Here is a 20,690-nt window from a genome sequence, read left to right on the forward strand (position 1 = left end):
AACCTTGAAGGTTACTTAAGATAAAAGTTAATTGTGGTTTTTTCTCCAGCTTTTAAATTAGTTAAAGCCCTAATTTTAGAGTTATCAACAAAGATTTCTATAATTGCTGTGTTAGTAGATATGCTGCCCACGTTGTTAGCGGTTAATGTGAAGGTGTTCTTTTTATTGGTAAGTTTTAAAGGTATGCGTTTTCTTTCTTTACCAGTTTCAAAATTGCTTAAAAGGGTATTACCATTATACGCTAATGTAATTTTATCTCCATCCAATTGACCGCCATCAAAGATTTCTAAACTTATGTTTTTGCTGTTGGAAAACACACTCATTGTCTGTTTGTTTTTAAGAACGTTCATTTGAATGGAATCCATAATTTTTGTTATGTAAATATCCTTTTTAATACTGTCTGGTACACGTTTTGTTTTTTCTATAAACTTATCGGCTTTTTCAATTCTCTTTATATATTTTTCCTTTGGTGTGAGCATGATTTCTCCGTTTATACATTCGGTATTATCCGGAAACAACCCTTTAAATTTCCCTTTAAGTTTGGATGACTTTCCTAATTTATAACTATCTGAGATAAAGTTTACGTAACAAAAATCATCTTCGGTTATGTAAGATTTTGTATATATAGTGGCTACTTCTCTAAAATTTAACGTTTTATATTTCTCGTTATATTCTCCTATTATACTCGATTTTGTTTCATGATCGCCTCCTATATCTGTAAGTGTATAGCCAGTAATTTTTCCATTATCTTCTATTAATTTTAAAGTTAAGCTAATTAAAGAGGAATCGTTTAATTTTATAAAACCCACATAATCAAAGGTTTGTTGAGCTATGCTTTCTGTAAACGAAAATAAAACGATAATTAATGATATAAAATACTTCATACAAATAAAAAAAATGTTAATATTGGTAAACAAACTTAAACCAAATAAATATGAAAATTAAACTATTACTTTCGTTTTTAGTATTCTTTATCGGAATTACTACAGCAAGTGCATCTTTTCCAGTAAAAAGAACAACAACTACGGTTGAAAACACCACAAATGTAACAACAGATACTGTTGATGCTGAAATGACGTCTCCTGCCGTTATGAAACGTAAAGACAAAACAACTGCTATCCTGCTATGGGTGTTTTTAGGTGGTTTTGCAGCTCACAGATGGTATTTAGGAAGTCCAATTGGATGGAATATATTATTTATCTTAACAGGTGGATTCTTTATAGTTGGTTGGATAATAGATGGTATAGATATTATAACCGATAAATATCCTGGACTATAATACTAAGCTTAAAATAAACTACAAAAAGCCACTTCTTATTGAAGTGGCTTTTTTATTTTAGTACCATGAAATGGCAAGACGCATTAAAAGATTACCAACTATACTTAAAAATTGAGCGTGGGTTATCCACCAACTCAATAAAAAACTATAGTTTCGATGTTAAAAAATTAATTACATATTTAGAAGATAACAGCATTGCCACCTCTCCTATTACCATTACAAAAGAAATAATTCAGCAATTTATTTATACTGTTGCAAAACATGTAAATGAACGTTCGCAATCCCGATTAATCTCTGGTTTAAAAGGTTTTTTTAATTATTTGGTTTTCGAGGATTATCGAGAAACAAACCCATTAGACACCATAGACTCACCTAAAATAGGAAGAAAATTACCAGACACGTTAAGCGAAACAGAAATAAACAAATTAATAAACGCCATAGATTTAAGTAAACCACAAGGCGAACGTAATCGAGCTATTTTAGAACTTTTGTACGGTTGCGGTTTGCGTGTAAGTGAACTGACTACGCTTAAAATATCAGATTTGTTTTTCGAAGAAGGCTTTATAAAAGTTACTGGTAAAGGAGATAAACAACGCTTTGTACCCATAGTTGAGGAGACTCAAAAATTTATTAATATTTATAGAAAAGAAATAAGAAATCACCAATCTATCGGTAACGAATTTAAAGATACTTTGTTTTTAAACAGAAGAGGAAAACAGCTTACAAGAGCCATGATTTTTACAATAATCAAACAATTAGCAATAAAAATAAATTTAGGGAAAACTATTTCTCCGCATACCTTCCGTCACTCCTTTGCAACACATCTCCTGGAAAACGGAGCAGATTTAAGAGCCATACAGCTTATGCTGGGACATGAAAGCATTACTACCACAGAAATTTACATGCATGTGGATAAAAGTCATTTAAAAAATGTCATACAAACCTTTCATCCAAGACAATAAATTAACATTTTATCGTAGTTAAATGTATTTGAAAGAATTTTTTATATATATTTGATTGACTACTATAGATACACAATAAGTTCCCTTAAAATAATTGTATCCGTTTTGTTATGCTTAGAGCTAACAGTAATTTTTTTATGAATTTAAATACGCCCGAATCCAACCTACGGAAGTTACAAACAGCTTTAGAAATCTCTAAAATTGGCGTATGGGACTTTAATGAAAAAGTAAATAAAGTTTTTTTCTCCGAGTCTTCAAAAGCTATTATTGGTTTTGAAGATGATGACACCTTTGGTAATGATTTAGATGATTGGAACAATCGTGTGCATCCAGAGGACAGAAAAAAATATTTTAAGGATTATCAAGATCATATTAATGGTAAAAAACGATTTTACATTAATAAACATAGAGTATTATGTAAAAATGGTGCTTACAAATGGATATTGGATCAAGGACAAATTGTAAACGACCACATTGCAGATGGTTATATACATTTTATTGGTACGCATACAGATATTACCCAACAGGTAAGAGATGAAATAAAAAAGAATAATGCCTTAACCATTGCCACTAAGCAAAATAATAAACTAAAGAATTTTGCACATATAGTAACGCACAATCTTAAACAATATTCAGGTAATTTTGAAAGTCTTTTAGAGCTCTATGATCAAGCTGAAAATAGTGAGGAAAGACAAGAACTTATTGGACATTTAAAAGATGTTTCTATGTCTCTAGACAGAACAATTCAAAATTTAAATCAAATAGTTACGGTTCAATCTAAAAAAGAAACCGATATACAAAAGCTTAATGTGAATAGTTTTATTGAGGAAACACTAAAACTCTTAGATGTTGTTATAACCGAAAATAACGCTGTAGTATTTAACGAGGTCAACCCTAAATTACACATCTACTATCACTCTGCTTATTTAGAGAGTATTATACAAAATCTATTGTCTAATGCCATTAAATATAAACATCCAGACAGGGATCCTATTATTACTATAAAATCTGAATTTAAGAAAGATAATATTCTTATTTCAATTACAGACAATGGATTAGGAATTGATTTAGACAAATTTGGCAAAGATATTTTTAACCTGTATAAAACTTTTCACTATAATGAGGATGCAGAAGGCGTAGGATTATATTTGGTTAAAAGCCAAATAGAAGCTTTTGGTGGGAAAATACAAGTAAAAAGTGAGGTTAACGTTGGGACAACATTTATTATAACTCTAAAAAATAAAATTCCAGATATTACTTAATTATATCCCTATTTAAACATCTTACTTAAGACAAGCACCTATTACTAAGATAGCATTAACTAATACATTTTATCGTATTTATTTGCTTTTTGTCGATTATTTTATATTTTTGCACTGCAAAAAATTCCTATATTTTACATATGGTTATTTTTGGTTACCCCCTAAATCTAATTACTATTATGAATAACCTAAATATCGCATACGAGGATATTACTGATTATGTTGATTATAATTCTAAGCTTACCATTGATATGATTATTTCTAAGTTCGCCTTAGAAAATTCTAATATTGGAGTTTGGGATTATAATCCATTAAATAATACCGTAAATTATTCTAATGAAGCTAAAAAAATATTAGAATTAGAACATTTAAGCAAAAATTCTATATCATATAACTGGCAAGAAGCAATACATCCAGAGGATTTACCAATAGTATTAGAGAAATTATCCCGTCATTATAGCAACGAAACACAAAACTATACAAGCGAGCACAGAATTCTTACCAAAGAGGGTAATTATAAATGGGTTAAGGATATAGGCAAAGTAGTTTCTAGAGACGCCAAAGGAAACCTTACACGAGTTATAGGTACTACAATAGACATTAATGAAAGGAAAGAACAAGAAGCAAAATTGATAGATAAACAAACGGTAATATCTAAACAAAATAAAAAACTTAAAAACTTTGCGTTTATTGCTACACATAATTTAAAATCTCATGCTGCCAATTTTGAAAGTTTATTGAATTTTCATGATGAAGCCGAGATAGAAAGTGAAAAAATTGAGATTTTAATACATTTAAGATCTGTTAGCGATGCTCTAACAAAAACTATAAAAAACTTAAACAAAATTGTAAGTACAGGCTCTGTAAAAAATGATAATATACAAATGCTTAACATAAAAAGTTTTGCTTTGGATACAATTAAATTTTTAGATGTAAAAATAAAGGAAGCACAAGCTGTTATTAAAATTGACTTTGAAGACAACTTATGCTTAGAGTACAACCCTACTTATTTGGAAAGTATTCTGCAAAACTTAATTTCGAATGCTATAAAATATAGACACCCTGATAGAACTCCAATTATAAATCTTACCTCTAAACGCACTAAAGATTATATTATATTAAAATTCTCTGATAACGGGTTAGGAATCGACCTTGAGAAGTATGGCGATCACATGTTCGAATTGTATAAAACATTTCATAAAAATGAAAACGCCGAAGGTGTAGGCCTTTATCTCACCAAAAACCAAATAGAAGCCTTTGGAGGCTCAATAAAAGTTGAAAGCCAAGTAGGTATTGGCTCAACATTTATAATAAAATTTCCAAACAAAAAAAGCTTAGTTTAAACTAAGCTTTTTTGTTAAATATAAATGTAAAGGTTATAGCTTACTTGGCAATATTTACCGCTCTTGTTTCTCTAATAACGGTAACCTTTACTTGTCCTGGATAGGTCATATCTGTTTGTATTTTTTGAGAAATACTAAAGGATAAATCTGCTGCACTTTGATCACTCACTTTTTCACTCTCAACAATAACACGCAATTCTCTACCTGCTTGTATAGCATATGCTTTCTTAACTCCATTAAATCCAAAAGCAATATCTTCTAAATCCTTTAATCGCTGTATGTAACTATCTAAAACCTGACGTCTTGCACCTGGTCTTGCTCCAGAAATAGCATCACAAACCTGAATAATTGGCGACAGTAAAGATTTCATTTCTATCTCGTCGTGGTGCGCTCCAATGGCATTACAAACTTCAGGTTTTTCTCCGTACTTTTCAGCCCATTGCATTCCTAAAATCGCATGAGGTGTTTCCATATCGGCTTCAGCATCTGGTACTTTACCAATATCGTGTAATAATCCCGCTCGTTTTGCTAATTTAGGATTTAAACCTAACTCGGCTGCCATAACACCACACAGTTTTGCAACTTCACGAGAGTGTTGTAATAAGTTTTGACCATATGAAGATCGGTATTTCATACGTCCTACCATTTTTATTAATTCAGGATTTAAACCATGAATTCCTAAATCAATAACAGTTCGCTTACCAACTTCTATAATCTCCTGCTCTATTTGTTTTTGTGTTTTCTTTACTACTTCCTCAATTCTTGCAGGATGTATTCTACCATCTGTTACCAGTTTGTGTAAAGATAAACGTGCTATTTCACGTCTTACAGAATCGAAACATGATAAAATTATAGCCTCTGGTGTATCATCTACTATTATTTCTACGCCTGTTGCAGCTTCAATAGCGCGAATATTTCTACCCTCTCTACCAATAATACGCCCTTTTACATCGTCGCTTTCAATATTAAATACAGATACACAATTATCTACTGCTTCTTCTGTTCCAATACGTTGAATAGTATTAATTATAATCTTCTTTGCATCTTGTTGAGCCGTTAGCTTAGCTTCTTCCATTTTGCCCTGTACATAAGCCATAGCTTCATTTTTAGCCTCACCTTTAAGCGACTCCACAAGTTGTGCTTTGGCATCTTCGGCAGATAGACTAGAAATAACTTCAAGTTGCTCAATCTGGCTCTTATGTAATTTATCGACTTCTTCTTGCTTCTTTTCTACAATTTCTAAACGATGGTCGTAGTCTTTTTGCTTTGCTTCAATTTCAGAGTTTAATTTTTTGGTTTTTGCAAGTTCACTCGATATTTGAGACTCTTTATCTCGAGTACGTTTTTCGGCATCAGACATTTTTTTATCTCGAGACAAAATCACTTTTTCATGCTCAGATTTAAGTTCTATAAATTTTTCTTTAGCCTGTAAAATTTTATCTTTTTTTATGCTTTCTCCTTCACTTTTTGCCTCTCTTAATATGCTTGAAGCAGATTTTTTAGCATTTTTTATTAGTTTTGAAGCGTTGTTTCGTTCCATCACTTTAGCAATTACGAACCCTATTATTGCTCCAATAGCGACTCCTGCAATACTAAATATTATTGTATTCTCCATTATTGTTAGTTTAATTATATAAAAAAAGCCTACACTAATTTTGGTTTTGTATAAACTCCTTAAAAACAAGTTTAGGGCTAACAAGCTGATCAAGTATCTGCCCAAATAGATACTAAATAACTTTAGTAATGCTCTATTAGCAGCACGCTTTTACAACTTCAACTCACCCTTTTTAAAGAATTAACGTTGAGTTTATCAAAAAAATAATTAATGTAGGCAGTAACCTAATTTTATTTATAAGAACGTTATGAACTTAAATGCTCCTGTAACACTTGGTTTAAAGCTTTTAGCTTTTCTTCTACGTGTTCATTTACATGTTCCTTATCTAATGTTTTCTGTTCTACTTGAGAAGCAAATTGTAAAGCGCACATCGCTAAAACATCTTGTTTATCTCTAACAGAATAACTTTGCTCAAACTGTTTTATCATAGCATCTATTTTTTTGGCTGCTATACGTAACCCTTCTTCCTGACTTGGCGGAATTGTTAAAGGATACACTCTGTTAGCCACAGAAAGCTTTATTTTAAGCATTTCAGCCATAAATTACTATGTTGCATTATTCTGAAAGTTGACCAATACAATGGTCTATATCTCGAATTAATGCGTTTATTTTGAGTTTTGTTTCTCGTTTATCGTCGTCACTGCCAAGTATTGTATTGGCCATTTTAAGCGTTTCGTACTTATCTTTCCAAGCAGCAATTGCTAATTCTTGGTTTTTAATAGTACTTTGATATTGATCGATTTCTTTAGCTAATTCTAAATTAGTTTCCTTTAAAACAGCTTGTTTTTTTAGGACTTTGCTAATTTTTTTCTCCAGAGCATCTACAATATCCTCAATATTACTCATTTACAAATATCAATACTTATCTTACAAAGTTAACAGAACACAACCTATTTTACAATTGTTTTATCATAAAATTTAAAAATAAAAAAAGCATGCTATAAATTAAATTATTAGCCTTTAAAAATCAGCATATTGGCTTGGTCTTTGATTTTGCTTTGCTATTACACAGCAAATGTATATTTTAGCACACTATCAATGTGCCTTATGTAAAATTGATATTTTAAATTCTATGCGCTTATTCCTTTTATTTTTTTTAATTAGTTTTTCGGTTTTTTCGCAAAGCGAATATCCTCAAGATTATTTTAGATCACCTTTAGATATTAACATCGTTTTAGCAGGTACCTTTGCCGAATTACGCTCAAACCACTTCCACTCTGGTCTCGACATTAAAACTAAACAAACCGAAGGTTTAAAGGTTTATGGTATTGCAGAAGGTTATGTAAGCCGCATTAAAATTGCACATTTTGGTTATGGCAAAGCGCTGTACATTACTCATCCAAATGGGTATACCAGTGTTTACGCGCATTTACAAAAATTTAGTCCAGATATTGAAAAATATATTAAAGCTAAACAATACGAAAAAGAAACTTTTGAAATAGAACTATTCCCTACTTCCGAAGATTTAAAAATTAAAAAAGGAGACATAGTTGCTTATTCAGGAAATACAGGAAGCTCCTCTGGACCACATTTACATTTCGAAATTCGTGATAATGCCGAACGGCCTATAAATCCTATGCTGTTTGGTATTGATGTAAAAGACACAACAAAACCTGTAATTAGTAATGTTTATGCCTATCCTGTTGGTCCTAATTCTCACGTAAATGGCTCTAACAAAAAACAGAAGCTGCGTCTAATCCCTCAAAAGGATGGCAATTATAAAGTTGAAGATTTAAAAGCTTTTGGAACCATTGGCTTTGCTGTACAAACCATAGACAGGCAAGATTTGGCATCCAACAAAAATGGAGTTTATAATATTTCAACGTATTTCAATGGCAATCAGAATTTTGAAATCGATTTCAGACGCTTCTCATTTGCTGAAACCAAACATCTTAACCGTTTAATCGATTATGAACACTATAAAGAAAATAAGGATAAACTACAAAAGTTATTTATTGAACCTAACAATCCGTTAAGCATGTATAACAACTATATCGACAATGGTTATATTACTATTTTCGATACAGTTTCTTCGGTATTTAAAGCAAAAATTACAGATTTTAAAGGCAATGAAACGATTTTAGACATCGCTATTCAAGGCGATAACCAAAAACCTAATGATGTAGAAGAAAAAGTTACGACACAACATTATATCCAGCATGATTTAGAAGCCGAATTAAGTGATAAAAATGTAAAAGTAAATTTTTACAAGGACACCTTTTACGATAGTTTTTTTATAGATTTTAACGTAGAAAATGACACATTAACACTACATAAACCAACACTTCCCGTTAAAAAGAATTTTACTATCGCTTTCGACATTAGTAAGTACAACGAGGCAGATTTAAATCAACTTTATATTGCAGAATTAATAGGCTGGAACAACTGGCCAAGCTACTCTCCAACCAAAAGAAAAGGAAATATGCTAACCACGCGTACTAAAGACTTAGGAACTTACGTTTTAGCAAGAGACACTATTGCGCCAACAATAGCACCTGTAAATTTTAAAGATGGTAGCTGGCTGAGTAAATATCGCTACTTAAAAGTGAAAATTGACGATAAAATTACTGGTATTTCTAATTACAGAGCGACAGTTAATGGAAAATGGATTTTAATGGAGTATGATTATAAAAAGAAAACATTAACGCACGATTTTAATGATGCTGTTGTTAACGAAACCAAGAATAATTTAAAAATAATTGTAACAGATAATGTGGGAAATAGCACTACATTTGAAGCTGTATTTTTCAGGAAATAAATATAAATAAAGATCTTGACTACAAAAACTAACTTTCTAAAACTATTAACCTTCCTACTTCCACTCTACGCCTTGGCACAAACTGCTACAGTAAATGGTGTGATTTTAGATGAAGGAAGTTTTCCGCTCCAAGCCGTAAATATTAAAACTGAAAATAGTGGTACCTCTACTAACGAGAACGGTTTCTACCAACTTACCGTACCTGCCAACACAGATGTTACATTAGTATATTCTCACGTGTCTCACCAAAATGTAACGATTACCGTTAATTTAAAAAACGGTGAAATATTTGAATTTAACCCTGTTTTAAAAACTGACGTTGAGCAAATAACTTCTGTAATTTTAAACGGAAAAAAAAGGAAAGATGTGCAAGGAATCGTAACTATAGAACCAGAAGCTATTAGAAAGATTCCCGGAGCTCAGGCAGGTGTTGAAAATATATTAAAAACGTTACCTGGTGTAAGTAGCAATAATGAATTAAGTACACAATATTCCGTTCGAGGTGGAAATTTCGATGAAAACCTTGTCTATGTTAACGGTATAGAAGTTTACAGACCATTTCTTGTACGATCTGGACAACAAGAAGGTTTAAGTTTTATAAACAGCGATTTGATACAGAATGTCGATTTCTCGGCTGGAGGTTTTCAAGCCAAATATGGTGATAAGCTATCTTCGGTTTTAGATATCACTTACAAAAGACCAAAAGATTTTGCAGTAGCTGCAGACCTTAGCTTATTAGGTGGCAGCGTTGCCGTAGAAACATCAAGTAAAGATTCGAAATTTACAAGCATTACAGGTTTACGTTATAGAGATAATACACTCTTAGTAAATGCCAAAGAGACCGAAACCAATTACGATCCTACTTTTGCAGATGTACAAACCTATTTAACCTATAGGTTTACAGATAAATTTGAATTGAGTTTCTTAGGAAACGCCTCACTTAACAATTATAATTACGAACCCGAAACCAGGCAGACCAATTTTGGTACATTAGATAATCCGTTAGCATTATTAGTCTTTTACGAAGGTCAGGAACGAGATAGCTACAAAACACTTTTTGGTGCCTTACAAGGCACTTACACAGTAAATGATAATGTTACCTTAGGCTTGGTTGCTTCTACTTACCATACAACTGAAGAAGAACATTTCGATATTTTAGCCCAATACCGTTTAGGTGAAGTAAACAGCAATATTGGCGATGAAGATTTGGGAGAGGTAGAATTTTCAGAAGGTATTGGAGGGCAACTTAATCATGGTCGTAACGATTTAGATGCGCTTATTACTAATGTTGAAGTTAAAGGCACTGCAGACCTTAATGAAAATGAAATTAAATGGTCTGTTAAATACACAAACGAAGATATTCGAGATCGCCTAATAGAATGGGAAGTTATAGACTCGGCTGGATTTTCTATCAATCCGCCAAATTCTGGTGGTTTTAATCAGGAACCATACGAACCAGACACCTTTCCGCTTACAGCATTTCAAAATGTACAAGCCCGAAACAATACACAAATAAATAGAATACAAGCATACTTGCAATGGAGTAAACGCTCCACTTTAGGAGCTGCAGATGTTTGGTATAATGCTGGTGTTAGGGCTCACAATTGGCAAGTTAAAGATGGTAATGTTACAGGAGATAACCAGATAGTTTTTAGCCCAAGAGCGCAATTTGCTATTAAACCTAATTGGGAAAAAGACATGTTATTTCGTGTTAGTGGAGGGTTGTATTATCAGCCACCGTTTTACAGAGAATTACGTGACGCCAACGGTATTGTACAGCCCAATGTAAAGGCACAAAAATCGTTTCATTTAGTATTGGGCAACGATTATAGTTTTAAAATGTGGAACCGTCCATTTAAACTAACCACAGAAGCCTATTATAAAAACTTGAGCGATGTTAATCCCTATACGGTAGAAAACGTGCGTATTCGTTATAGTGCTAATAATAGTGCAAAGGCGTATGCTTACGGATTAGATATGCGATTAAACGGTGAGTTTGTTCCTGGAACCGAAAGCTGGTTTAGTTTTGGTTATTTAAAAACCGAAGAAAACATAAATAACAGAGGCTATATTGCCAGACCTACAGACCAGCGTTTAAAATTTGCTGCTCTTTTTCAAGATTATGTGCCGAGATTGCCAAACTTTAAAATGTATTTAAATTTGGTTTATAACACGGGATTACCAGGAGGGTCGCCAAGTTACGCCGACAAGTACCAATACCAAAGCAGGTTACCAGACTATAAACGTGCAGATATTGGTTTTCAGTTTGTACTTGTTGATGCTAAAAAACAATTTGATAGTGGCTGGAAAAAACCATTTAAAGACCTTTCTTTAGGTTTTGAAATTTTTAATGTATTCGATGTGCAGAACTCAATAACCAATACTTGGGTTCGCGATGTCTATAGTAAAAGACAATATGCAATCCCTAATTATTTAACACCAAGGGTATTTAATGTTAGAACGACCATGAGGTTTTAAAAACAACATCAGTAAAGAAATAAAAACTTAGATAATAAAGTTACAGCATAAAAAAAGCACTCGTTGGAGTGCTTTTTTATTTTTTGTTTCTAAGTTAAACTAATCTACTTCAATAATTGTCTCTTCTGTTTTAGTTTTATAAACATAAGTATATAACCACATTAATGTAAATGTTGGTATAACGTCTAATCCTGGCATGGCTTCTTCTATAAAAGAAACAGCAGCACCAATTTTACCAGCATTACCTTTGTAAAGTTTGGTCATTAAATAAGCCGAAGCTGGAGCCCAAAAAATGTCGATAAGCTCACCTATGCCTGGGATTATAAAACTGGCATAACCAACAGCATCAAAAAGAATACCGGCTGCTAAAATTTTGTACTTGTTTGTGTTGTCTAAATTCATTGTGTTGTAATTGTATTAATACATTTTATAAAGCAAATAGTGTTCCGTTTTTATTAAAAGAATAAAATTAAAACGCTATTTGATTATAGGTAAGTATTTTATATGTTTTGTTACAGGTACTCAACAAAAAATCTAAGTATTAAAAATTATACTTCTACTAACTTAAACTAGAACTAATTAATTTTAAAAACTCGCTACGTGTTTCATTTTTTTCAAAAGCACCTCTAAAACCAGAGGTGGTTGTTGTAGAATTTTGTTTTTGAACGCCACGCATCATCATACACATGTGTGAGGCTTCTATAACCACAGCAACGCCTTCCGGCTTTAACGTATTGTTAATACAATCTAAAATCTGGTGTGTTAACCGCTCCTGTACCTGTAAACGCCTGGCAAACACATCTACAATTCGTGGTAATTTACTTAAACCAACTATTTGACCTTTAGGTATGTAAGCGATATGTGCCTTACCAAAAAATGGTAACATATGGTGTTCGCAAAGCGAATACAACTCTATATCTTTTACAATAACCATATCGTTATATTCTTCTTTAAACATTGCGCTTTTTAAAATATCTGCAGGGTCTTGCTGGTAACCTTGAGTAAGAAATTGCATTGCTTTGGCAGCACGTTCTGGTGTTTTTAGTAAACCATCGCGTTTAGTATCTTCACCTAAGTCTTCTATAATATCTTTAAAACGATTTTTTACTTCGTCGGTTACTTTGATGTTATGTTCTTCAAATTCTTTATTTAGCATATTATGTGGTTTTCTCATGTTGGTCTCCTTTTACTTTATCGCTATAATAAGTATTTAATTTTTTAATTTTTGGATGTATTACAAACTGGCAATAAGATGCGTCGATATTTTTTTCATAATACTCTTGGTGGTCGTCCGTGGCGTTATAAAATACGTCGAAAGCTGTAACTTCGGTAACTATTTTATTGTCGAAAACATGTTCGGAATCCAAATGCTGTATAAATGCTTCAGCCTGGTTTTTCTGTTCTTCAGTATGATAAAAAATTACAGATCGGTATTGCGTACCAACATCATGACCTTGTCTGTTTAAAGTCGTTGGATCGTGTGTGGCAAAAAATATTTCGAGCAATTCTATATAACTTATTTGTGTGTCATCATAAAATACCTGAATCCCTTCAGCATGACCAGTTCTACCTGTACAAATTTCGCGATAAGCAGGGTTTTTAATGTTTCCGCCAGTGTAGCCAGAAATCACTTTTTCCACCCCTACTACTCTATTAAAAACAGCTTCTGTACACCAAAAGCAGCCATTAGCAAATGTTGCTATTTCTAAATTCTTATTTTCCATTGTTTAAATTTACTCAAAATAGTCTGTTTTATGTGTATAACCTTACTTTAGCTATTTATTTTAACTTTTAATTATGAAATATAATTAAATGTAAAAGTAGTTTTGCTAACAAACTGTAACAATCCAAAACCATTGGAGTCTTTAGACTATCAATCATTAACCAACCAATTATTAAAATGAAATTTTTTTCAATTTTTACTTTCGCACTTCTTATTACGTTACATGTTAAAGCGCAAGACAAAAAAACCTATCATATTTTACGAACGGATCATGCACCAAAGATCGATGGAGTATTAAATGACAAAGCATGGGAGACTGCTCAAATAGCTACAGATTTTATTCAATTTAGACCAACTGTTGGTAAAACAATGCCAGAAAATAAGCGTACAGAAGTTAAAATGGCTTACGATGATTCTGGGATTTATATTTCGGCATATCTTTATGATAATCCAGAAGACATGATGAAGCAATTTACACAACGTGATGACTTTGGACAATCCGATTTTTTTGCAGCCATCTTTAATCCTAATAACGATGCGCAGAATAATACCGAATTCTTTGTGTTTAGTTCCGGAACGCAAGCAGACGCTACAGAGAGTCCAGGAAATGGTGAAGATTTTGGGTGGAATGCTGTGTGGGAAAGTGCTGTAAAAACAATGGATGATGGTTGGATAGTAGAAATAAAAATCCCTTACAGAGCCTTACGTTTTACACAACAGGAAAACCCAACTTGGGGTATTCAATTTCATAGACATTATAGAACGACTCGCGAGCAAAATACATGGAATGCGGTGGATGTAACCAGTGGTGCAGGTATTGGTTTTTTTAACGGTGAATTAAAGGGATTAACAAATCTTGAACCTCCTACTCGTTTAAATTTTTATCCTTTTGCTTCCTATGTTGCAGATCGATTTGATGGTGATAAATTAGACGACTTTAATGTAGGTTTGGATATTAAATATGGTATTACAGAAAACTTTACTTTAGATGCCACACTTATTCCAGATTTTAGCCAGGTAGGCTTCGATGATGTTCAGCTTAATTTAGGACCTTTTGAGCAAACATTTTCTGAACAGCGACAGTTTTTTACTGAAGGTGTAGATTTGTTTAGAAAAGGAAACTTATTCTTTTCCAGACGAATTGGTAGTGCTCCAATAGGTAATCCGCTTCTTGGTACTAACGAAAACGTTGATGGTGACTTTCCACAAAAAACAGCCTTATTAAATGCTGTAAAGGTCTCAGGAAGAACAAAAAATGGTCTTGGTATTGGTTTTTTTAATGCCATTACCGAAAAAACAGACGTCGATATTATTGATACAGTAACGGGTGAAAAACGTAGCGAAACAGTCGAGCCACTCACCAACTATAATATAATGGTTGTAGACCAACAATTTAACAAAAACTCTTCTGTAACACTAATAAACACAAATGTAACACGTAATGGCTCAGGAAATAACTCACCTAATAATGTGAGAAATAGTTCTGGAGCAAGAGATGCTAATGTAACTGGTTTACTATTCGATTTAAAAAATAAAAAGAATACTTATGGCGCGAATGCCGAAGTGAAAATGAGCAATATTAATTTAGAAGATGGCACGCAAACGGGTTTAAGTACTAGTCTTGGTTTTGGTAAAAATAGTGGAAAATATAGATGGAGTCTTAATCATAGTTTAGCTGATACAGATTATGATATTAACGATATGGGGTTAATATTTAGAAATAACTATAATAATTTTAATGCCAGTTTTTCTTATCAAATTTTCGAACCTACAGAAAAATTAAATAATTTTAGTATTGATAGTTGGGCTAACTATAATAATTTATACCAACCAGGAACATTTACTGGCTTTAACTTTGGAGCAAGTGTTTTTGCTGTTGGCAAAAAGAGTTTAATGGCCTATGGTGGTAGTTTTAACGTGCAACCTGGAAAGCAATTCGATTATTTTGGACCTCGCGTCGATGGCAGGTATTTTATTACTGAAGATTGGCTAAATACAGGAACTTGGATTTCTACTAACTACAACAAAACGTTTGCTATAGATGCCAATGTTGGATACGAAACGCTTTTTGAAAAAGAAAGATCTTACGAGAGTATATTCTTTACCATAGAGCCAAGAATTAAATTTAATGAGAATTTTATAGTTATTTACTCCTTTGATTGGGATCAGGAATTAAGAGAACGCGGTTGGATAGATTTTATTGGAGACGACATAATTTATGGGCAACGCGATCAAATAACCATTGAAAATAGTATTTCGGGAAGTTATAATTTTAATGCGATGAATAGTTTAACACTAAGCTTTAGAAACTATTGGAGCGCTGTACAATATGAAAATGAATTATTTGCTTTAGGCGAAAACGGAAGACTAAACAGAGACGACAATTATACAAAAGAAGACCTTGACGATCCAGATGTTAATTTTAGCACTTGGAACTTGAACCTAACTTACTCCTGGCAATTTGCACCAGGTAGCTTTTTAACAGCCCAATATAGAAACCGTATTTTCAATTTTAATAACGATGGTTCGCAAGCGTTTAACGATTCTCTAAACGATTTATTTAATCAACCTAACGGAAATACATTCTCACTTAGAATGGTTTATTTTATAGACTATAACGATATTAAGAAAGTATTTAAAAAGACATCTAAAACCATTTAAAAAGTTGCGCAATAGATTGTAAAGTGGTAATTTCAACGTTTTATTTTTTATATGATTAAAGCGGAAAACATTCACAAAAACTATGGCGATTTACACGTTTTAAAAGGCGTAGATGTGCATATTAAAAAAGGTGAAGTTGTATCTATAGTTGGAGCTTCTGGTGCTGGAAAAACAACATTATTGCAAATTTTAGGCACCTTAGACAAAATATCTAAAACAGATAATGCTTCCCTTGTTATTAATAATATCGATATTAATACGTTATCTGATAAGCAATTGGCGAAATTTAGAAATGAAAACATTGGTTTTATCTTTCAGTTTCATCAATTATTACCAGAATTTACAGCCTTAGAAAATGTATGTATTCCTGCATTTATAAAAAAGACATCAAAAACTCAAGCTACCAAACGTGCAAAAGAGTTGTTAGACTTCTTAGGCTTATCGCATAGATACAACCATAAACCTAACGAACTATCAGGAGGTGAACAGCAGCGTGTTGCTGTGGCAAGGGCTTTAATTAATAACCCAAGCCTTATTTTTGCCGATGAACCGTCTGGAAATTTAGATAGTGAAAGTGCCGAAAACCTACACAATCTGTTCTTTAAACTTCGTGACGAATTTGGACAAACCTTTGTTATTGTTACGCATAACGAAGAGTTGGCTAATTTAGCAGATAGGAAATTAGTTATGGTAGATGGAAAAATGGAGTGACTTGTAATTTGTGAATTGCCACCATAGTTAGAATAATCCATTTCATTTTGTAAATTCGTTTCAATAATTAACCATTAATGTTTCTTATCCTTTTATCCTGGATTACCATCTTTATTTGCGCACTTATATTTGGTGTGGCAACCAATCGGTTATTAAAGCTTGAAACTCAAAATAGTATTATCACATTATTTTTTGGCTTATTTTCAATTACCCTCTTGACTGGGTTCTGGTCTATTTTTTTTGCAGTTAACATATGGTTTTCTATAGTGATTTTAAGCACTACAATTGTTTTCTTTTTTCTTAATAAACCTTATATATTCAAAGCGTTTAAACAATTTATAAAAAAATTAAAAACGTTAACACCTATCTTTAAAGTGTTATTAGCAGTAGTAACTATTTTGCTATTAGCAAAATGTGCTACAGCTCCTTTTTTGGTGGATAACGAAACCTATTACATACAAACGATAAAATGGTTAAACCAATTTGGGTTTACCAAAGGCTTAATTAATTTACACCCGTTTTTAGGCCAAACCTCTGGTTGGCATATTTTGCAAAGTGCTTTTAATTTTGATTATGCAACCAATCGTTTAAACGACCTAAGTGGTTTTGCGTTGTTATTAGGAAACGCTTATGCCTTTTTTAAATTGAATAGTTATTTTAAATCAGCCGATAAAATAAGAATCTATTTAGTTATTGGTTTGTTTCCCGTTTTAAACCTTTTTCTGTTTCAATTTGTAAGTTCTCCTTCACCAGATATTGCCATTTATGTTTTGGCTCTCATTATTTTTTGCGAATTTGTTACCTGCTATAAAACGTTTTCAAAACAAGCTTTTTACAGTGTTTTTGTCCTTTGTGTTTTTGCGATTTTTATTAAACTTACAGCTGTTTTCTTTCTCGTTTTACCATTAATACTTTATAAGCGCTATTATATTTTTAGTCGAAAATATACACTTACACTGTTAATAATCAGTGGTGTTACGTTTGGGTTATTTGCTATTAAAAACATAATTATTACAGGCAATGTATTGTTTCCTATTACGAATATTGAAGCGTTAAAAACCAACTGGAGCCTACCACCCAACATAGCAAATTATCTGTCTCATTATGAAAAAGCAGCAAGCTATGGGTTAACAGTTAATGCCTATGAAAATGCATCAGCGTTCCAACTTATAAAAGCTTGGGTTCTACAGTCTAAATTAGATGGTGCTTTTAATAGTGTTATGCTTATTTTGTTGATAATAAGTCCGTTTTATATTTTCAAAACCAAACACAAAACCTCACTTTTTATAATTTATAGTTTGGCGGTTTTTAGTTTGATTCTTCTTCTGTTTTTTTCTCCTCAATACCGCTTTTTCTTTCCGTTCTTAATGTTTTTAGTGCTGTTGGTTTTTTCATTTCTATTTAAAAAGAAAGCCGTTGTCACTGGCTTACTTTCTGCAAGTGTGGTTTTACCTATTATTCCTTTGGTTTTTAATATTGAAGCTTCAGTATTTACAAATACAAAAACCCATCAAAACACAAGTGTTTTTTCTTCGGAATACCTTTTAGAACCGCATCCTAACTCAAGATACGATACAAATTACAGAACGCTATCGGTTGGAAACATGACAATTCACTCTCTTTCTAATGGTAGTAATTTTATCTGGGAAACGGGAAACGCTCCTTTACCTGCGTTAAGCGAACAACAATTAAATTATTTTAAAACATATTTTTATAGTATTCCACAGCAATACTCAACTCACTTAAAAGATGGTTTTTATTCTAAATCTGTAAATAATGACTAAAAGCGAACTTAAAGAATTTTTAGATAGTAAAGTTGAACAGTATAACAGACCAGAGTTTATAGAGAGCGATCCTATACAAATTCCGCATCTGTTTAGTAAGAAAGAAGATATAGAAATCGCAGGATTTTTAAGTGCTACTATTGCTTGGGGAAACAGAAAAAGCATTATCAATAATGCTAATAAAATGATGATGTTATTAGAGCATTCGCCTTACGATTTTGTAATGAATCATCAAGAAAAAGACTTGGACAAGTTGAAACCCTTTGTTCATCGTACATTTAACGGTTTAGATTTTATAACCTTTATAAAAAGTCTTGAGTATATTTACAAACGCCATAACGGATTAGAAGCTGTATTTTCAAAGCATGCAGAAAGCCAATCGTTGCAACCGGCAATTCATTACTTTAAAACCGTTTTTTTTGAAACAGACCATTTAAAACGCACTCAAAAACATGTAAGCGATCCTTTAAAAAACTCTGCAGCAAAACGTATAAACATGTATTTGCGCTGGATGGTTAGAAATGACCATGCTGGAGTCGATTTTGGCATCTGGAAATCACTTTCTCCTTCACAATTATCTTGTCCGTTAGATGTACACTCGGGAAATGTTGCCAGAAAATTAGGGCTTTTAAAACGAAAACAAAACGATGGCAAAGCATTAGCAGAATTAGACCATGCTCTTAGAACATTAAACAGTGAGGATCCTGTGAAATACGATTTTGCCTTATTTGGATTAGGTGTTTTTGAAGGATTTTAATTTCAAATACATTTCATTACGCTTTTTTTTAACTCAAATCAAACTATTAGAGGTTTCTAATGTTAATTTTAGCTAACTTTGATTTATAACACGCATTTTATTAAATTGTAAAATGTATTATAACCACTGTTTAATTGACAACTCCTAAACTTCCCAACAACGAAAGTAACAGACTTAAAGCTGTAAAATCTTATCAGCTTTTAGATACCTTGCCTGAAGAAGATTTTGATAACATTACAAGTTTAGTTTCTAATTTGGTAGATGTTCCTATTTCATTAGTAACACTTTTAGATTCAGACCGTAATTTTTTAAAATCGCACTATGGATTGTCTTTAACCGAATCTCCAAGAGATATTTCTTTTTGTGGACATGCCATTGTTAGTGAAGACGATATATTTATTATTGAAGATGCACGACTAGACGAAAGGTTTAAGGATAATCCATTAGTAGCAGAGCACAATGCTATTTTTTATGCAGGTGCGCCTTTAATAAATTCTGAAGGATTTGCCTTGGGAACCCTTTGTGTTTTCGATACTAAACCAAGAACATTAACTAGCAAGCAAAAACAAGCGCTAGTAACCTTGGCAAAACAGGTTGTTCAATTATTTGAATTAAGAAAGAATAATTTAAAACTCACCGAAACGCGTGAAGCATTAAAACTGCAAAACGATAAGCTTAGAAATTTTGCTGGACATGTGTCGCATGATATGAAAATGCCTTTAGCAAATATGATTGTAACTACAGACATTTTAAAAAAGAAATATGGCAATAAACTTGACTCTAAAGCGCTCGAATATTTAAGTAACTTAAAACGTTCTTCTTTCACTTTAAGTGAATACATAACAGGCTTGCTGGATCATTATGAAAGTGATAAAACCGAAAATACCTATGAGTCTTTTCATTTTAATCATTTGTTAGAAGATTTAGTAGATATATTACAAATAAATACCAATTGTGACATTAACTTTCCAGAAGATGACGTGGAAATGATTTGTAATAGAATTGCTTTAGAGCAAATCCTGCTTAATCTTATTGGTAACAGTTTAAAATATAATGATAAAGACAATATTATAATTGATATTTCCTGTACAGATGAAGAAGACTTTTACAGTTTTTCTGTGACAGATAACGGTGTTGGTATTCCAGAAGATAAATTAGACACTGTTTTCGAGCTCTTTACAACGGTTGGCAACTTAGACAGAAACGGGAACAAAGGTCACGGTATTGGCTTATCTACTGTACAAAATTTGGTGAAGTCCTTAGGAGGAACCATTATGGTAAGTTCTAAAGTTGGAGAAAGCACAACCTTTAATTTTACGGTTGTAAAACCTGAAGCATAATATAATTATGAAAACAA

At 32.3% G+C, this 20,690-nt stretch carries 18 protein-coding genes and 1 other RNA gene; 11 read left to right on the top strand and 8 right to left on the bottom strand.

Annotation, left to right across the window (positions count from 1 at the left end):
* Positions 1-11: 11 nt before the first annotated feature.
* On the bottom strand, positions 12-884 hold the full coding sequence (locus ACVC43_RS11710; RefSeq protein WP_452224713.1) for a hypothetical protein: 873 nt from the start codon (positions 882-884) through the stop codon (positions 12-14).
* A gap of 50 nt (positions 885-934) precedes the next feature.
* Here ACVC43_RS11710 and ACVC43_RS11715 point away from each other — a divergent pair, with 50 nt between their 5' ends.
* The 4 genes from ACVC43_RS11715 to ACVC43_RS11730 all read left to right on the top strand — a co-directional run bounded on the left by ACVC43_RS11715 (position 935) and on the right by ACVC43_RS11730 (position 4,846).
* On the top strand, positions 935-1,279 hold the full coding sequence (locus ACVC43_RS11715; RefSeq protein WP_452224714.1) for an NINE protein: 345 nt from the start codon (positions 935-937) through the stop codon (positions 1,277-1,279).
* 65 nt (positions 1,280-1,344) lie between these two features.
* Positions 1,345-2,241, top strand: coding sequence for a site-specific tyrosine recombinase XerD (gene xerD, locus ACVC43_RS11720; RefSeq protein ID WP_452224811.1), 897 nt, complete (start codon positions 1,345-1,347; stop codon positions 2,239-2,241).
* Between the two features lie 137 nt (positions 2,242-2,378).
* A complete protein-coding gene (locus ACVC43_RS11725; RefSeq protein ID WP_452224715.1) occupies positions 2,379-3,503 on the top strand; it encodes a sensor histidine kinase in 1,125 nt (374 codons plus the stop codon).
* Between the two features lie 179 nt (positions 3,504-3,682).
* A complete protein-coding gene (locus tag ACVC43_RS11730; RefSeq protein WP_452224716.1) occupies positions 3,683-4,846 on the top strand; it encodes a sensor histidine kinase in 1,164 nt (387 codons plus the stop codon).
* Between the two features lie 40 nt (positions 4,847-4,886).
* Here the strand turns inward: ACVC43_RS11730 and rny are convergent, their stop codons facing one another.
* From rny to ACVC43_RS11750, 4 genes are all read right to left on the bottom strand, one after another.
* Complete coding sequence (rny, locus tag ACVC43_RS11735) at positions 4,887-6,461, bottom strand: ribonuclease Y (RefSeq protein ID WP_452224717.1); 1,575 nt, start codon at positions 6,459-6,461, stop codon at positions 4,887-4,889.
* A gap of 52 nt (positions 6,462-6,513) precedes the next feature.
* A non-coding RNA gene (ssrS, locus tag ACVC43_RS11740) (6S RNA) lies at positions 6,514-6,653 on the bottom strand.
* A 53-nt stretch (positions 6,654-6,706) separates the two neighbouring features.
* Positions 6,707-7,000, bottom strand: coding sequence for a cell division protein ZapA (locus ACVC43_RS11745; protein ID WP_452224718.1), 294 nt, complete (start codon positions 6,998-7,000; stop codon positions 6,707-6,709).
* 16 nt (positions 7,001-7,016) lie between these two features.
* Positions 7,017-7,307, bottom strand: coding sequence for a hypothetical protein (locus ACVC43_RS11750; protein WP_452224719.1), 291 nt, complete (start codon positions 7,305-7,307; stop codon positions 7,017-7,019).
* Positions 7,308-7,533: 226 nt separating this feature from the next.
* Here ACVC43_RS11750 and ACVC43_RS11755 point away from each other — a divergent pair, with 226 nt between their 5' ends.
* Both ACVC43_RS11755 and ACVC43_RS11760 read left to right on the top strand, forming a co-directional pair.
* Positions 7,534-9,219, top strand: coding sequence for a M23 family metallopeptidase (locus tag ACVC43_RS11755; protein ID WP_452224720.1), 1,686 nt, complete (start codon positions 7,534-7,536; stop codon positions 9,217-9,219).
* 15 nt (positions 9,220-9,234) lie between these two features.
* A complete protein-coding gene (locus ACVC43_RS11760; RefSeq protein ID WP_452224721.1) occupies positions 9,235-11,697 on the top strand; it encodes a TonB-dependent receptor in 2,463 nt (820 codons plus the stop codon).
* Between the two features lie 99 nt (positions 11,698-11,796).
* On the opposite strand, the gene ACVC43_RS11765 is transcribed toward ACVC43_RS11760, so the two are convergent.
* From ACVC43_RS11765 to msrA, 3 genes are all read right to left on the bottom strand, one after another.
* Positions 11,797-12,099, bottom strand: coding sequence for a hypothetical protein (locus ACVC43_RS11765; protein WP_452224722.1), 303 nt, complete (start codon positions 12,097-12,099; stop codon positions 11,797-11,799).
* A gap of 157 nt (positions 12,100-12,256) precedes the next feature.
* Positions 12,257-12,853 carry a GTP cyclohydrolase I FolE gene (folE, locus tag ACVC43_RS11770; protein WP_452224723.1) on the bottom strand — a complete coding sequence of 199 codons (597 nt, stop codon included), beginning with the start codon at positions 12,851-12,853 and terminating at the stop codon, positions 12,257-12,259.
* Position 12,854: 1 nt separating this feature from the next.
* Positions 12,855-13,421, bottom strand: coding sequence for a peptide-methionine (S)-S-oxide reductase MsrA (gene msrA, locus ACVC43_RS11775; protein ID WP_452224724.1), 567 nt, complete (start codon positions 13,419-13,421; stop codon positions 12,855-12,857).
* Between the two features lie 176 nt (positions 13,422-13,597).
* Here msrA and ACVC43_RS11780 point away from each other — a divergent pair, with 176 nt between their 5' ends.
* The 5 genes from ACVC43_RS11780 to ACVC43_RS11800 all read left to right on the top strand — a co-directional run bounded on the left by ACVC43_RS11780 (position 13,598) and on the right by ACVC43_RS11800 (position 20,673).
* Entirely contained in the window at positions 13,598-16,081 is a 2,484-nt protein-coding gene (locus ACVC43_RS11780) for a DUF5916 domain-containing protein (protein WP_452224725.1), read from the top strand.
* Positions 16,082-16,132: 51 nt separating this feature from the next.
* Complete coding sequence (locus ACVC43_RS11785) at positions 16,133-16,792, top strand: ABC transporter ATP-binding protein (RefSeq protein ID WP_452224726.1); 660 nt, start codon at positions 16,133-16,135, stop codon at positions 16,790-16,792.
* 77 nt (positions 16,793-16,869) lie between these two features.
* Positions 16,870-18,576 carry an LIC_10190 family membrane protein gene (locus ACVC43_RS11790; RefSeq protein WP_452224727.1) on the top strand — a complete coding sequence of 569 codons (1,707 nt, stop codon included), beginning with the start codon at positions 16,870-16,872 and terminating at the stop codon, positions 18,574-18,576.
* Positions 18,569-19,333 carry a TIGR02757 family protein gene (locus tag ACVC43_RS11795; protein WP_452224728.1) on the top strand — a complete coding sequence of 255 codons (765 nt, stop codon included), beginning with the start codon at positions 18,569-18,571 and terminating at the stop codon, positions 19,331-19,333. The genes ACVC43_RS11790 and ACVC43_RS11795 overlap by 8 nt, the downstream gene beginning before the upstream one ends.
* Positions 19,334-19,467: 134 nt before the next feature.
* Entirely contained in the window at positions 19,468-20,673 is a 1,206-nt protein-coding gene (locus ACVC43_RS11800) for a sensor histidine kinase (RefSeq protein WP_452224729.1), read from the top strand.
* Positions 20,674-20,690: the final 17 nt, after the last annotated feature.

The organism is Lacinutrix chionoecetis (assembly GCF_053604665.1).